Source organism: Catellatospora aurea (assembly GCF_042663325.1).
In the GTDB taxonomy this organism is placed as follows: domain Bacteria; phylum Actinomycetota; class Actinomycetes; order Mycobacteriales; family Micromonosporaceae; genus Catellatospora; species Catellatospora aurea.
Window position 1 is genome coordinate 62702 of record NZ_JBHTAC010000038.1, and the last position, 14075, is coordinate 76776.

Genomic DNA, 14075 nt, shown 5'->3' on the forward strand with positions numbered 1-14075 from the left:
GTGGTGGGTCAGCGGCGGCCGATGGTGAGGGTGGGCTTGGCGGTTTCGGCGAAGAAGTCGTTGCCCTTGTCGTCGACGACGATGAAGGCGGGGAAGTCCTCGACCTCGATCTTCCAGACGGCTTCCATGCCGAGCTCCGCGTACTCCAGGACCTCGACCTTCTTGATGCAGTCCTGGGCGAGCCGGGCGGCGGGGCCGCCGATGGAGCCGAGGTAGAAGCCGCCGTACGCCTGGCAGGCCTTGGTGACCTGGCCGCTGCGGTTGCCCTTGGCGAGCATCACGTAGGACCCACCCGCGGCCTGGAACTTCTCCACGTACGCGTCCATCCGCCCGGCGGTGGTCGGGCCGAAGGAGCCGGACGCGTACCCCTCGGGGGTCTTCGCCGGTCCGGCGTAGTAGACGGCGTGGTCGCGCAGGTACTGCGGCATCGGCTCACCGGCGTCGAGCCGCTCGGCGATCTTCGCGTGGGCGATGTCGCGGGCCACGACGAGCGGCCCGGACAGCGACAGCCGCGTCTTCACCGGGTGCTGGGCGAGTTCGGCGCGGATCTCGGACATCGGCCGGTTGAGGTCGATCTTGACGACCTCGTCGGAGACGTCCTCGGCGGTGACCTCGGGCAGGTAGCGGGCCGGGTCGGTCTCCAGGCGCTCCAGCCATACCCCCGATGGGGTGATCTTGGCGAGGGCCTGGCGGTCGGCGGAGCAGGAGACCGCGATGGCGACCGGGCACGACGCGCCGTGCCGGGGCAGCCGGACGACGCGCACGTCATGGCAGAAGTAGCGCCCGCCGAACTGCGCGCCGATGCCGAAGTTGCGGGTCAGCTCCAGGACCTCGGCCTCCAGCTCGACGTCGCGGAACCCGTGCGCCAGCATCGAACCCGAAGCGGGCAGGTTGTCCAGGTACTTCGCCGACGCCAGCTTCGCCGTCTTCAGCGCGTGCTCGGCGGACGTGCCGCCGATGACGATCGCCAGGTGGTACGGCGGGCAGGCGCTGGTGCCGATCAGCCGCAGCTTCTCGTCCAGGAAGCGCATGAACGACGTCGGGTTGAGCAGCGCCTTCGTCTCCTGGTAGAGGTACGACTTGTTGGCGCTGCCGCCGCCCTTGGCCATGAACAGGAACTTGTACGCGTCCGGGTGGCCGTCCGGGTCCTCGGCGTAGAGCTCGATCTGCGCGGGCAGGTTGGTGCCGGTGTTGCGCTCGTCCCAGGTGGTCAGCGGGGCGAGCTGCGAGTAGCGCAGGTTGAGGCTGGTGTACGCCGCGTGCACGCCCCGGGCGATGTTCGCCTCGTCGTTGCCGTCGGTCAGCACGTGCCGGCCGCGCTTGCCCATCACGATCGCGGTGCCGGTGTCCTGGCACATCGGCAGCACGCCGCCGGCCGCGATGTTCGCGTTCTGCAGCAGGTCCTTGGCCACGAAGCGGTCGTTCGGCGAGGACAGCGGGTCGTCGATGATCGACGTGAGCTGGGCCAGGTGCGCCGGGCGCAGGTAGTGCGCGATGTCGTGCATCGCCTCGGCGGTCAGCTGGGTGAAGATCTCCGGCTCGATGGTGAGGAACTTGCGCCCGCCCGGCCCGCTGACGACGTCGACGCCCTCGTCGGTGACGAGGCGGTAGTCAGTGGTGTCCGCGCCCAGGGGCAGCAGCGAGGAGTAGGCGAAGTCAGTCACGCGAAAAAGGGTACTCATGTGCCATCGGGTCGCAGAATTCGCGCCCTGGCTAATCGAACGGGAGGTAACCGAGATCACGCCGCTGGCCCAACAGCAGGCCCTTGTCGTCGGCGGCGAGCACCTCCGCGTCCGACTTGACCTCCTTGCGGACCTTGCCGTCCTCCGGATTCAGCACGATCACCCGGTTCGGGCCGCGGTCGGACACGACGACCACGGTGCCCCGCAGCGCCGCCGAGGCCTCCGGGCTGATCCTGCGGTGCCACAGCGCCTTGGGCTTACCCGGGTTCCTGCCGTCGGGCACCACCGCGCTCAGCCGGCGTCCGTCGGCGGAGCGCACCAGGGCCAGCCCGTTGGTCACCCCCACGATGTGCTCGCCCGGCGCGCACAGCAGCACCTGCTCGCCGAGGCCCGCCTCGATCAGCTGCTCCCTGCCCTCGATCGTCAATCCGACAAGCGCGCTGTCGGTGCCCATCGGCAGCCGACGCTGGTCGCAGCCACCGCCGTCGAAGGTGCGCAGGTGCTGCCCAGCGGGTAGGGGCCACACCCGCTGCCGGCTCACCGCGTCGAGCGCGACTACGGCGACGTCGCAGCCCCCGTCGCGCGGGTTCGCCGTGCTGCGCACGATACGCCCGCCCGCGACAATGATCTTGTCGCGGCGGCCGGGCTCCAGGGGCGGATCCAGCCGCGGCTCCGACCGGCGCGGATCGACGACGTAGACCTTGCCGTCTATCGGGAAGGCCAGCAGCTCCGGGCGGCTGCCCGGCTCGTGGCGGTCCGCGATCCGGTCCGAGGGGATCGGCTGCGTGCCCAGCAGCTCCGGGTTGTCGGCGAAGAGCACGAAACCCATGCCCGGCAGGCCGGTGGACCAGATCTTCGTGCCGGTGCCGGGCGCGCGTCCGGTGACCTCGCAATCCTTGGGCGTACGGCAGGCCACGTCGACGACCTCGTCCCGGTACGTCCACACGGCGGAGGCCTCCTCGTCGCGCCACACCACCGCGCCCGTCCGCGGATCCAGCGCTTGATACCCCTTGACCAGCAGCTTTCCCGCGACGATGACCGGCCTGTCGGCCGGGCCGGCAACCGCCGCCCAGTCCGCCTCGGTCGCGAAGTTGCGCCGGCCGTTGAAGCGGCTCAGCGCCTCGACCGAGTCCCGGTGCTCGACGATCACGTAGTCGTCGGTCAGCGTGACGGTCTGCGGGGTGCTGCCGAGCCGCTCCTGCCAGCGCGGCAGCGGATCGGAGACCGGGCCGCTCGTATTGAGCCAGGCCCACAGGTCAGGGAACGGGTTCCAGACGCCGGTGCTCACGAGCACGGTCAGCGCCACGGCCACTGCCACGAGCCAGCCTGCGCCAGCCCTCCCCTGAGCCATCCGGCCAGGGTAGCCAGGAAACCGTCAAACGTGAGTGACTGTCCGATTCACCCGTGTCGGGCGGCTTTCCCCACCAGCGGCAGCGTCCGGTACGGCAACTGCTCGGCGAGCGCGATCAGCGTGGACGCGCGCACGATCCCATCGTACGCCACGATCTCGTCGATGACCCGCTGCAGGTCGGCATTGGACCGGGCCACGATCCGGCAGAGCAGGTCGCCGCCGCCGGTGATGGTGTACGCCTCCAGCACCTCGGGGATCGTCGACAGGTGCGCGGCGACCGGGTCGTGGCCGCCGCTCTGCCGGATCTCCAGGGTCACGAACGCGGTGACGCCGTAGCCGAGCGCCGCCGGGTCCAGCTCCGGGCCGAAGCCCTTGATGACCCCGCGCGCGACGAGCCGGTCCAGCCGGGCCTGCACGGTGCCCCGGGCCACCTTCAGGCGGCGCGAGGCCTCCAGCACACCGATCCGCGGCTCGGCCGCCAGCAGCTCGACCAGTCGCACGTCCAGCTCGTCGACCGTGGAAGTCACCGGTTCATCATGTCACCGGGGCAGCCGGGTCACCTGTCCGGCTTGCTCGGTCCATACCTTTCCCGAGGTCCTGACGTGCGAACATGACAAGCCTTGGTAACGATTTGATAACTGGTCAATCTGTCCAGCAGATCGCCGCCAACACCGGTCGTTCTGCGCAATCTGATCAGTGATCGACGAGACAGTTGCCCAGCTCACGGCGCTGGGTAAATCTTTGCCCATGACCGCTGTAGCGCACCCGGCCGCCACCCACGCGTCGCCGGAGACGACCGACCCGTTCCCGGTGAAGGGTGTCGACCACATCGCCTTCCTGGTGGGCAACGCCAAGCAGGCGGCCCACTACTACTCCACCGCGTTCGGCATGACCCTGGTCGCCTACCGCGGCCCGGAGCAGGGCTTCCGCGACTACGCCGAGTACGTGCTGACCTCGGGCAGCGCGCGCTTCGTGCTGCGCGGCGCGGTGCACGCGGCCGCCCCGGGCGCGGACCACCACGCCCGCCACGGCGACGGCGTCACCGACATCGCGCTGGAGGTCCCCGACGTCGACGCCGCCTACGCGTACGCGGTGGCGCACGGCGCGACCGGTGTGCAGGAGCCGTACGACGAGAAGGACGAGCACGGCACGATCCGCATCGCCGCGATCGCGACGTATGGCGAGACCCGGCACACCCTGATCGACCGCTCCGGCTACACCGGCCCGTTCGAGCCGGGCTTCGTGGCGCGCGAGCCGCTCGTGGACCGCTCCGCGTCCGTCGCCGCGGGTTCGCCGAAGCGCTTCTTCCAGGCCGTCGACCACGTCGTCGGCAACGTCGAGCTGGGCCGCATGGACGAGTGGGTGGAGTTCTACCACCGTGTCATGGGCTTCACGAACATGGCCGAGTTCATCGGCGACGACATCGCCACCGACTACAGCGCGCTGATGAGCAAGGTCGTCGCCAACGGCACCCGCAAGGTGAAGTTCCCGCTCAACGAGCCGGCCATCGCCAAGAAGAAGTCGCAGATCGACGAGTACCTGGAGTTCTACGGCGGCCCGGGCGCGCAGCACATCGCGCTGGCCACCAACGACATCCTGGCCACCGTCGACGCGATGCGCGCGGCGGGCGTGGAGTTCCTGGCCACCCCGGACTCGTACTACGACGACCCGGAGCTGCGGGCCCGCATCGGCAACGTGCGCGCCCCGATCGAGGAGCTGAAGAAGCGCAAGATCCTCGTCGACCGGGACGAGGACGGCTACCTGCTGCAGATCTTCACCAAGCCGGTGCAGGACCGCCCGACGGTGTTCTTCGAGCTCATCGAGCGGCACGGCTCGCTCGGCTTCGGCAAGGGCAACTTCAAGGCCCTGTTCGAGGCGATCGAGCGCGAGCAGGACACCCGCGGCAACCTCTGACCGCACCGCTTAGCACCACGACGGGCGCCTGCCGACGCGTATGCCGAGGTAGGCGCCCGTCTCACACCCCGGCGCGGACCCTGCACGGCTGCGCGGACATGGAAGGATGTCGCGCATGACCTCCCCCTCTCCTGCCACTCCACCGGGCGACCCGGTGCAGCTGCGCGGCCCGGTGCCGCCGCAGGGACCGGCGCCGGTGCCCGGTTTCGTCCCGCCCCAGGGCCAACCCGCGCCGTGGGCCGGCCAGCCCACCGGCTGGGTGCCGCCCCCGCAGCAGGGCGCGTGGCCGCCCCCGGCCGTCCCGTTCGCCCCGAACGGCCAGCCGCTGGCGAGCTTCGCCGACCGCCTGCTCGCCTACCTGCTGGACGGCCTCATCCTCGGCCTCGTCGGCATGGTCTTCACCGTGCCGCTGATGATCCTGTGGATGGTCACGGTGATGGACTGGACCGCGGCGAACAGCGGCTACAGCGACGCGTACGGGCAGCCCGTGCCGGACGAGTTCTTCCAGTTCTTCGGCACGATGATGGTCGTGATCGCCGGCATCTTCGCCGTCAACATCGTCCTCACCTACCTATACCTGGTCGAGTACCAGCTGCGTAAGGGCGGCGAGACCGTGGGCAAGCGGGTGATGAAGCTGCGCGTGATCAAGGTGCAGCCCGGCGAGCTGCTGACCCGCGGCGACCTGACCAAGCGCTGGGCCGTGGAACGGATGGCAGGTCTGTTCGTGCCGTTCTTCAGCTACCTCGACGGGTTCTGGCAGCTGTGGGACAAACCGCTCCAACAGTGCCTGCATGACAAGGCGGCGAAGACCGTCGTGGTGAAGGTCGGTTAAATAGCTGTCATGACGATCAGTCCTGGGTGGTACAAGGACCCCGCCGATCCCAGCACGCAGCGGTACTGGGACGGCGAGGGCTGGCTCGGCGCGTCCCTGCCCGCCGATGCGACACCACCGGACGGGCCGCCCGCCGCGCCCCCGCCTCCGGTGCCCGTGGACCAGCCGGTGCACAAGGTCAGCGAGCCCGGGAACGGTTCGGCGCCCCCGGTGCTCCCGCCGGCCGGTGGGACGCCGCCGGTCGGGCCCGGCATGCAGCCGCTGCCTCCCGGCTGGCCGCATCCGGTGCCCCAGCCGCCGGTACGCCCGCACGGCATGCCCCTGGCCACCCCCGGGGCGCGGCTCGTCGCCCGGATCGTGGACACGATCGCGCTGGTGCTGCTCAACGTCGTGGTCAACGGCTGGTTCATCTACCTGTTCCTGCGCGAGTACATCCCCTTCACCCAGGCCATCACCGACAAGTGGATGGAGACCGGCGAACTGCCGCTCGACATGGAGCGGCCGGCGCAGATGGACGCGCTGCTCCTCGTGATCATCCTGATCGCGCTGGCTTTGTGGTTCGCCTACGAGGTGCCGGCGACCGCGCACACCGGGCAGACCCTGGGCAAGCGGCTCGCCCGCATCAAGGTCGTCCGGGCGGAGAACCTGGACCCGCTCGGCGTGGGCCGGGCCTGGCGGCGCTGGAGCCCGCTGGCCATGCCGCTGCTGCTGCTCTCCTGCTGCGGCCCGTGCTTCGTCATACTTCAGTTTGTCGACGTCATCTTCCTACTGATCGACCGCCGGCAGCGCATGGCCTGGCATGACCGTTCGGCTGGCACCTACGTGGTGCGCCTGCCCGACCCGGTCCGTACCGACAAGAGGAGCGCATCATGAGCGAACGCAGCAAGCGGGGCCTGACCAGGCCCGACCTGGACGCCCTGCCCAACTACGTGCCCGGCCGCTCGGTGCCCGGCGCGATCAAGCTGGCCAGCAACGAGGTGCCGTACGGGCCGCTGCCGGGCGTGGTCGAGGCCGTCGCCGACGCCGCCGCCAACGTGCACCGCTACCCCGACATGGGCGTGGGCGCGCTGCGCGACAAGTTCGCCGATCGGCTGGGCGTGCCCGCCGAGCGCGTGGTGACCGGCTGCGGCTCCGTCGCGCTCGCCGAGCACCTGGTGCGGGCCACCTGCCTGCCCGGTGACGAGCTGATCTACGCCTGGCGCTCCTTCGAGGCGTACCCGATCATCGCGGCCACCACCGCGGCGACGTCGGTTCGCGTGCCGAACACCGCCGAGCACGGCCACGACCTGGCCGCGATGGCCGATGCGATCACCGACCGCACCCGGCTGATCCTGGTCTGCAACCCGAACAATCCGACCGGCACCAGCGTGCGCAAGGCGGAACTGGACGAGTTCCTCGCCGCCGTGCCCTCCGACGTGCTGGTCGTGCTGGACGAGGCGTACAAGGAGTTCGTCACCGACCCGGCCGTGCCCGACGGCGTCGAGGTCTACGGCGACCGGCCCAACGTCGCGGTGCTGCGCACCCTGAGCAAGGCGTGGGGCCTGGCCGGCCTGCGCATCGGCTACCTGGTGGCGCAGCCCGAGGTCGCCGCCGCCGTGCGCAAGGTGGTCACCCCGTTCTCCACCAGCATGGCCGCCCAGGCCGCGGCGCTGGCCGCGCTGGACGCCGAGGAGGAGATGCGCCGCCGCTGCGACCTGGTCATCGCCGAGCGCGACCGGGTGCAGATCGCCCTGGCGAAGCTACTGCCGGGCGTGCCCGCCAGCCAGGCCAACTTCGTGTGGCTGCCGCTGGGTGACCGGGCGGTGCCGTTCGCGCAGGCCTGCGAGGCCGAGGGCGTCATCGTGCGGCCGTTCGCGGGCGACGGGGTGCGCGTCACCATCGGCACCGCCGAGGAGAACGACGCGCTGCTGCACGCCGCAGAGAAGTACTTCGTCTGACCCGTACCCACGAAAAAGACCGCCGCCGGCCCGAGAGCCGGCGGCGGTCTTTTGTTCTGTCGGCCTCCCCGCCGGACCGTCAGGCCCGGCGGGAAGGGTCACCTGTCACGCGGCGGCGACGGTGATCTGCCTGGTCGTGCTGGCCGCCTTGCCCCAGCCGTCGGTGACGGTGAGGGTCAGCGTGTACGTGCCCGCGGCCGGGAACGTGTGGGCCGGCGCCGACGAGGTGCTCGTCGCGGTGCCGTCACCGAAGTTCCACAGGTAGGTGAACGTGTCGCCGGTGTTCGGGTCCGCGGACCCGACGCCGGAGATGTTGCACACCAGTAGCGTGCAGGACGGGGTGTTGATGACCGGCGTCGGCGCCACGTTGCCCGCGGGCTCCGTGATGGTCACCGGCAGGGTCTTCGTCGCCGTCAGGCCGTACTCGTCCTTCACCGTCAGCACCACGTTGAACGTGGCCGCCGAGGTGTAGGTCTTGGTGGCCACCGCGCCGGAGCCGGAGCCCTGGCCGAAGTTCCACGAGTACGTCAGCGCCGGGGTGTTCTCGTCGGTCGAGCTGCGGCCGTCGAAGGTGCAGACGTTGGCCGCGCAGGACACCGTGAAGTTGGCGACCGGAGCGACGTTCGCCGGCACCTGCACAGTCACGGTGACGTCCACCGAGGGGTTCGTGACGAAGTCGTGCTGGTCGACGCCGCGGACCTTGACCGTGTACGTCCCGGCCGGGATCGCCGGGGTGGTGTACGAGTAGTTCGAGCCGGGCGAGCCGGGCGAGTTCAGGAACGCGTCCCGCCAGCTGGCCGTCGTGCTCGTGAACGTGCCGGTCGAGCTCATGTAGCGGCCCTGGCTGTCCACGATCGCCACCTGTGCCTTGGCGATCTGCTGGTCGTCCTCGACCCGGCCGCTGACGAAGATGCGCGCGTCGGTGAAGACCGCGCCGTTCGCCGGCTGCATCAGGTTGGTGAGGACCACCGGCGGCAGGTCGCCCGGGTAGATGGTGTACGTCGCCGTCGCACCGCTGGTCGAGGTGTCCTGCTGACCCACGGTGTCGTACGCGTACGCCGTCACCGAGTACCGGCCCTGCACGGGTAGGTCCGTCGACAGCGTCCAGGTGCTGCTGGTGGCGTTCGGCGTGGCCAGCACCGCGTCGCGGGTCGCGAACGCGGCACTGAGCGTGCCGTTGGCCTGCAGGTAGCGGCTGCTGTCCAGCTCCCGGATGGCGACCTTGACGCTCGCCACGCCGAAGTCGTCGGTCGAGGTGCCGGCGAGGTCGAGGTGCAGCACGTCGGCGACCTGGTTGCCGGTGACGTTGAGCAGGCCGTTCGGCGGGTTGTCGCCGGGGATCTGCGCGTTGATCGTCAGTCGGCCCTGGTTCGCGCTGGAGGTCTCCAGGCCCAGGTCGTCCGCGGCCTTGACCGAGAACGAGTAAGCGCCCGGCTTCAGCGTGAACGGCGTGGTGTACGACCAGTTCAGCGACGTCGCGTTCAGGTTGGCCGGGGAGACCCGGTACCAGCCCGCCTGCACGTCGGTGCTCCACGTGCCGTCGGAGGCCAGGTTCTCGCGCGTGGTGCTGTTGCGCAGCTGGATCTCGACGAAGTTGAGGTTCTGGTCGTCGGTGGCCGTGCCGCTGAAGGTCAGCGTGCCACCCGGCGCGATCGTCAGCGGCGCGGTCGCGGTCGGCGGGTTCATCACCGCGGGGGCGGTGATGGTGACCGACGGCGCGATGCCGGTCGAGCTGATGATCCAGGTGCGGTCGGTGGTGTCGAGCGAGGACTGGGTGCTGTCCGACGGCGTGACCTGGATCTTCCACTCACCCTCGTACGGCACAGTGATCTCGGTCGACCAGGTGGTGGTCAGACCGCCCACGACGTCCGGGTCGATCCGGAAGGTGTTGTAGGTGGTGGCCACGGAACCGTCGTCCTGCAGGTACCGGTTGTTGCCGTCGCGCATCGTGTAACCGATCGACTGCACGCCCTTGTCGTCGGTGGCGGTGCCGGTGACGGTGAACGTGGTCGACGGCACGACGCTGCCCGACGGGCCGGTGATCGACGCTGTCGGCGGGCGGTCGTCGAGGCTGAACGTCTCGAACTTCTTGACCGCCTTGGTCGCGTCGCTGCTGCCGTTGTTCGCGAACGACTTCGCCAGCACCTTGATCCGGCGGTTGCCGGTGATCGTCACCGGCAACGACCAGCTGCTGGCCGCGGTGTTCGGCGAGGCCAGGTTGGTGTTGATGATGGCGGCCGAGCCCCACGTGGTGAGGTCGGGCTGCAGGTAGCGGTTGGTGTCCATGTCCACGATCTCGACCTGGACCCGCTTGAGCGAGTTGCCCGTCGCGGTCGCGTTGCCGGTGATGGTGAACTCCTGGCCGGCCGGCTTGACCTGACCCTCGATCGGCGCGGTGATCGTCGTGTCGTACGGCGACGCCGCCGGAATCGAGTTGAAGTCGTAGAACGCGACCCGGCCGACGTTGTAGCCGCCCTGGGTGGTCGCGTCACCGCCGGCGAACAGGCCACGCGGGGTGACCAGCATCGCCTTGTTGCCCTCGTACGAGTTCGAGCCCGGGTTCCACTCGATGGCCTTGCCGTTGCTCGGGTCCAGCGCGCCGATGTGGTCGCGGCGGACGACCGCGTCGCCCAGGCCGTAACCGCTCAGGCCCTGGCCGGTGCCGTAGCCGACGTCGTCCAGACCCGGCCACGGGTCCGGCGCGGTCTGCGACTCGTTCCAGGAGAAGTGGCCGCCGATGTACACGGCGTTCTCCGAGATGGCGACCGAGTAGATGCTGTCGAACGCCCGCGAGATCCACTGCGGCTGGACCAGGTCGTTGCCCGCGATCGGGAACGCGATGGCCGTGTCGTTGATCGGCGGCCGGTCGCCGCCCGAGCCGCTGGCGACCACGAAGTACTGGTCGTTGGGCGCGATGTCGCCGGTGTAGATGCGCTGGATGCCGCCGACGAACTGGAGGTTGTCCTCCCACAGCCGGGTGCGCCAGGGCAGCAGCTGGTTCGTCGTGGTGTCGATGAGGCCGACGCCGTAGCGGTCCTGGTTCGCGATCTTGCGCGCGGTGTGCACGACCAGCAGCTTGGTGTCGTCGTGCGTGAGCACCAGGGCCTGCACGGTCAGCGCGCCGTCGACGCCGATGCCGCCGGACAGGTTGTTGTTGAAGCCGGTCACCAGCGCACCGGTGGTCGCGTTGACGGCGGCGAGGCCGACCCGCGCGGTGTTGTTGATGAGCGTGAACTGACCGCCCAGGTACACCGTGGTGTTCGTGGCCTCGATCGAGGTGCCCGCGCCGTTGGCGTTGGCGGTGAAGCCCGCGATCGGCGCGCCCGTGGTCAGGTTCAGCGACGCGAACTTCTTCTTCGACACCCCGTTGATGGTGTTGAAGCGGCCCGCCACGAACAGCTTGGTGCCGTCGGGCGACGCCTCGACCTCGGTCACCCCGCCACCGGCGAACACCGGCTTGAAGGTGGTGTCGATCAGGCCGGTGTCGATGTTGAAGGCCAGCAGGTTCGCCTGGTTAACCACCGTCGTGTTCGTCGACGTGTTGTTGCGCGCCGACGTGAAGGTGCCGGCGATGAAGACCCGGCTGCCGACGTACGCGATGTCCGTGATCTCACCCGAGGTGATACGCGGAGTGTTGGTTCGCGGAACGTCCGGAACGACTTTCGTGTGGTTGGGCTTCGGCTGTGCCGCCGAAGCGGTGGACGCGGTCACGAAGACGGCGCCCACAATGGACATAGCTCCGAGTAACGAAGCTGTGACTACAGATGCCACGCCTTTGCGTGTGCGCACGGTTGATCCCCCACGCATTCAGAATCCCCAAACCCAGGTGGAAGTACAGCTTCCCCCGGAAGCCTAGGGAGCACCCTCTCAAGGCAGCCGACGGTCGGGAATGGGCTCTTCGCCTCATCCGATGGTCCGAGTGGGCAATGAATACCGGAACCCCCGTCTGATGCCGAAGTCAACACCCCGCTGACCTGGGAATATGCATTCCACCCGAGGAAAGTGAAATGCTCGGTCGCACTTACGACACCCGCCTGGGTGACCCCTGCCACGCTGTGGTTTTGCCGCTTACATGCGGGCGGCCCGACGGCCGGCGACCGCAGCGCCCGCCATCACCTGGCCGAACGCCCTCGAAAAGCGGCCAAGCCTCCGTAATAGGGTGCACCTATGAGGTGGCGGACCCTGCCCCGCGGCGCGAGGCTCGCGGTGATCGGCGCAGTCTCGGTGGCGCTGCTGGCGGCCGCCGGACTGGTGGCCTGGCGCGTGCTCGGCCCGGCCGACGTCGTGACACCGGCGACAAAGCCTTACCCCGAGCCGGTCGTCCCCGCCCCGGGCGCGATCGGCGTGCTGGTCTCCGCCCCGCTCGTGCTCGACGACCGGATCCGCGTGTTCGCCACCAAGCGTCAGGTCTGGGCCGACGCACCCCCGAACTTCAAGTACGAGCGCAGCGCGCTGTGGTCGCTGCGCCGCTGGCCCGCACAGCTCATCGGCGTCGTCGCGGTCGGCGGCGGCAGCCCTGTCGTGGTCAGCTCCTGGTCCGACGGTGAACTCGTCGGGACGGACGCCCGCACCGGAACGGTCGCCTGGCAGATCCGCGCCGAGACGCTCGGCGACGCGTACACCGGCCGGCGCACCGGGGCGTCCACCATCTACCAGCCGCCCGGCCTGTTCACCACCGACGGCTCCGTCATCGTCGCCGGCCCCGCACACGTCACGGCATACGACCCGACCAACGGCGCCCGGCGCTGGCAGGTGGCCGCGCCCGCGGGCCGGGACTGCCGCGGCACCGACCTCACCTCGGACCGGCAGTACCTGGTCCACGACACCTGCACGGGCACGGTACGCCGCATCGACACCACCACCGGCACGGCGTTGACGGATCTGGACAGCGGGGTGACCACCGCCGAACCGGTGTCCTGCGCTGTCGGCCACTCACACTGCCAGGGCGTACGCCTCACCGACACCATCGGCACCGAGGGCCTGATACTGGCCGGGCCGGACACCGAACCGTCACCGCCGCTCGCGGCCGCCGGCTCGCTCCTCGCCGCCGGTTTCGTCGTCACCGCACCGGATCCGGCCGCCGTCACCCGCCTCGACGGCCACGACCCCCGCACCGGCGCCGTGCGCTGGACCTGGCAGCCCCCCACCGGCGACACCACACCACCGCCGCGCCTGCTGGCCGCCACCGACGACCGGGTGCTCCTGCTCTCCCCCGACCACACGCTGATCGCCGTCGACGCCACGTCCGGCAAGGAACTCTCCCGCTCGTCCCTCCAGCTGTACTACGAGCCCGACTTCACCTACGACCTCGCCCAGGTACACACTTCCGGCCGCTACCTGACCCTCGTCCGCACGATCCCCGACGCCCCCGCCACAGCCCCCGACGTCGACTACTACCTGACCCCCCGCACCGTCCTCCTCGCCGCCTCCTGACCGGCACCCGCCCCACCCCGCCGGGTTGATCATGAACTTATGGCACGGTTCGACGGTGTGTCGCGGACACAGCCTCCTGGTGACCTTGCAGATCATTCATCGCGTACGAGCGTCGACGTCCAGCCACTCGTCGGTGCCCCGGCAGCGGTCCAGCCCCACCGAGACGAACTCGTCGGCGTCCCGCCGCCGGCGGACCGCGCCGAGGTGCGCGAGAACCTGGGAGATGGGGCTCCCGATGGCGGGGAACGGCTCATGCTCGCCGACATACATCGGCCCGATGGCCAGCTCCCCCCGCGCCCAGAGCGCCGCCCGCTGCGTACCCACGCCACCGAGGTAGTCGGCCTCGACGTAGCCCAGTGGGCCTGCCTTGGACCAGTCGGAAAGCACGTTCTCGAAGCCGCCCGGCAGCTTCCAGAAACGCAGACCGTCACCGCGGCTGCCGTCCGTGGCGGCGTCGAAGAGCTCGTCTGTCATGGGGATGAGGGCGAAACCCTGCCGCAGCGGCACGACCACGGCACCGGGTTGCTCTGCGGCGACCTTGCGGAGGACATCCTCTGCGCCGATGACTGCCTGCAGGCCGTAGCTCATCCGATCCCGATCCTCCCCCGCCGGCCGCCCTGACGATCCGACGGCCCGACTACTGGCACCCGGGCGGTGCACCGGGTGCCGCAGATTCTGCCCCGAGGGCCGGGAACGCTCAACCTGAGGGGGCAGACGACTCCACCACCCGCGAAACCGCACCTCGGCGCGACTCTCTGTCGCGAAACCAACGCGGACACGACAAAAGGGCCCCTGTGGCAGGGGCCCGAATAGGTGCGGCGTTAACGAGGTGCCCTCGTATGACGGATGGGGTTGGGAAGGTGCGCTTCCTTGCCCTTAAACGCGTCAAGGCCCGACCATGATGGTCGGGCCTTGAACAGCGATGT

Annotated in this window: 10 protein-coding genes; 5 read left to right on the forward strand and 5 right to left on the reverse strand. The window is 69.8% G+C overall.

Going from position 1 to position 14075, the window contains the following annotated elements; translation table 11 throughout:
- Positions 1–8 precede the first annotated feature (8 nt).
- From ACFQO7_RS28255 to ACFQO7_RS28265, 3 genes are all read right to left on the reverse strand, one after another.
- Positions 9–1682: a fumarate hydratase gene (locus tag ACFQO7_RS28255; RefSeq protein ID WP_376809215.1), complete on the reverse strand. Its 1674-nt coding sequence runs from the start codon at positions 1680–1682 to the stop codon at positions 9–11.
- A 31-nt stretch (positions 1683–1713) separates the two neighbouring features.
- The gene (locus ACFQO7_RS28260) at positions 1714–3000 is read right to left on the reverse strand and encodes a PQQ-binding-like beta-propeller repeat protein (protein WP_376809216.1); all 1287 of its coding nucleotides are present in this window, start codon (positions 2998–3000) and stop codon (positions 1714–1716) included.
- Between the two features lie 80 nt (positions 3001–3080).
- Positions 3081–3560 carry an Lrp/AsnC family transcriptional regulator gene (locus ACFQO7_RS28265; protein ID WP_360541485.1) on the reverse strand — a complete coding sequence of 160 codons (480 nt, stop codon included), beginning with the start codon at positions 3558–3560 and terminating at the stop codon, positions 3081–3083.
- Between the two features lie 220 nt (positions 3561–3780).
- Here ACFQO7_RS28265 and hppD point away from each other — a divergent pair, with 220 nt between their 5' ends.
- The 4 genes from hppD to hisC all read left to right on the forward strand — a co-directional run bounded on the left by hppD (position 3781) and on the right by hisC (position 7716).
- The gene (hppD, locus tag ACFQO7_RS28270) at positions 3781–4947 is read left to right on the forward strand and encodes a 4-hydroxyphenylpyruvate dioxygenase (protein ID WP_376809217.1); all 1167 of its coding nucleotides are present in this window, start codon (positions 3781–3783) and stop codon (positions 4945–4947) included.
- 115 nt (positions 4948–5062) lie between these two features.
- The gene (locus ACFQO7_RS28275; protein WP_376809218.1) at positions 5063–5779 is read left to right on the forward strand and encodes an RDD family protein; all 717 of its coding nucleotides are present in this window, start codon (positions 5063–5065) and stop codon (positions 5777–5779) included.
- Between the two features lie 9 nt (positions 5780–5788).
- Positions 5789–6652 carry an RDD family protein gene (locus tag ACFQO7_RS28280; protein ID WP_376809219.1) on the forward strand — a complete coding sequence of 288 codons (864 nt, stop codon included), beginning with the start codon at positions 5789–5791 and terminating at the stop codon, positions 6650–6652.
- Entirely contained in the window at positions 6649–7716 is a 1068-nt protein-coding gene (gene hisC / locus ACFQO7_RS28285) for a histidinol-phosphate transaminase (protein WP_376809220.1), read from the forward strand. The genes ACFQO7_RS28280 and hisC overlap by 4 nt, the downstream gene beginning before the upstream one ends.
- Before the next feature lie 105 nt (positions 7717–7821).
- Here hisC and ACFQO7_RS28290 read toward each other — a convergent pair whose 3' ends face one another.
- A complete protein-coding gene (locus ACFQO7_RS28290) occupies positions 7822–11451 on the reverse strand; it encodes a PKD domain-containing protein (protein ID WP_376809221.1) in 3630 nt (1209 codons plus the stop codon).
- 432 nt (positions 11452–11883) lie between these two features.
- Here ACFQO7_RS28290 and ACFQO7_RS28295 point away from each other — a divergent pair, with 432 nt between their 5' ends.
- On the forward strand, positions 11884–13149 hold the full coding sequence (locus tag ACFQO7_RS28295; RefSeq protein WP_376809222.1) for an outer membrane protein assembly factor BamB family protein: 1266 nt from the start codon (positions 11884–11886) through the stop codon (positions 13147–13149).
- 96 nt (positions 13150–13245) lie between these two features.
- Here ACFQO7_RS28295 and ACFQO7_RS28300 read toward each other — a convergent pair whose 3' ends face one another.
- Positions 13246–13737 carry a hypothetical protein gene (locus tag ACFQO7_RS28300; RefSeq protein ID WP_376809223.1) on the reverse strand — a complete coding sequence of 164 codons (492 nt, stop codon included), beginning with the start codon at positions 13735–13737 and terminating at the stop codon, positions 13246–13248.
- Positions 13738–14075 lie beyond the last annotated feature (338 nt).

What these genes read in the sequence shown, in the direction of transcription:
- hisC (WP_376809220.1), top strand. Translation starts at nt 6,649, where the DNA reads ATGAGCGAACGCAGCAAGCGGGGCCTGACCAGGCCCGACCTGGACGCC.
- ACFQO7_RS28280 (WP_376809219.1), top strand. Translation starts at nt 5,789, where the DNA reads ATGACGATCAGTCCTGGGTGGTACAAGGACCCCGCCGATCCCAGCACG.
- ACFQO7_RS28275 (WP_376809218.1), top strand. Translation starts at nt 5,063, where the DNA reads ATGACCTCCCCCTCTCCTGCCACTCCACCGGGCGACCCGGTGCAGCTG.
- ACFQO7_RS28290 (WP_376809221.1), bottom strand. Translation starts at nt 11,451, where the DNA reads ATGTCCATTGTGGGCGCCGTCTTCGTGACCGCGTCCACCGCTTCGGCG.
- hppD (WP_376809217.1), top strand. Translation starts at nt 3,781, where the DNA reads ATGACCGCTGTAGCGCACCCGGCCGCCACCCACGCGTCGCCGGAGACG.
- ACFQO7_RS28300 (WP_376809223.1), bottom strand. Translation starts at nt 13,737, where the DNA reads ATGAGCTACGGCCTGCAGGCAGTCATCGGCGCAGAGGATGTCCTCCGC.
- ACFQO7_RS28295 (WP_376809222.1), top strand. Translation starts at nt 11,884, where the DNA reads ATGAGGTGGCGGACCCTGCCCCGCGGCGCGAGGCTCGCGGTGATCGGC.
- ACFQO7_RS28255 (WP_376809215.1), bottom strand. Translation starts at nt 1,682, where the DNA reads ATGAGTACCCTTTTTCGCGTGACTGACTTCGCCTACTCCTCGCTGCTG.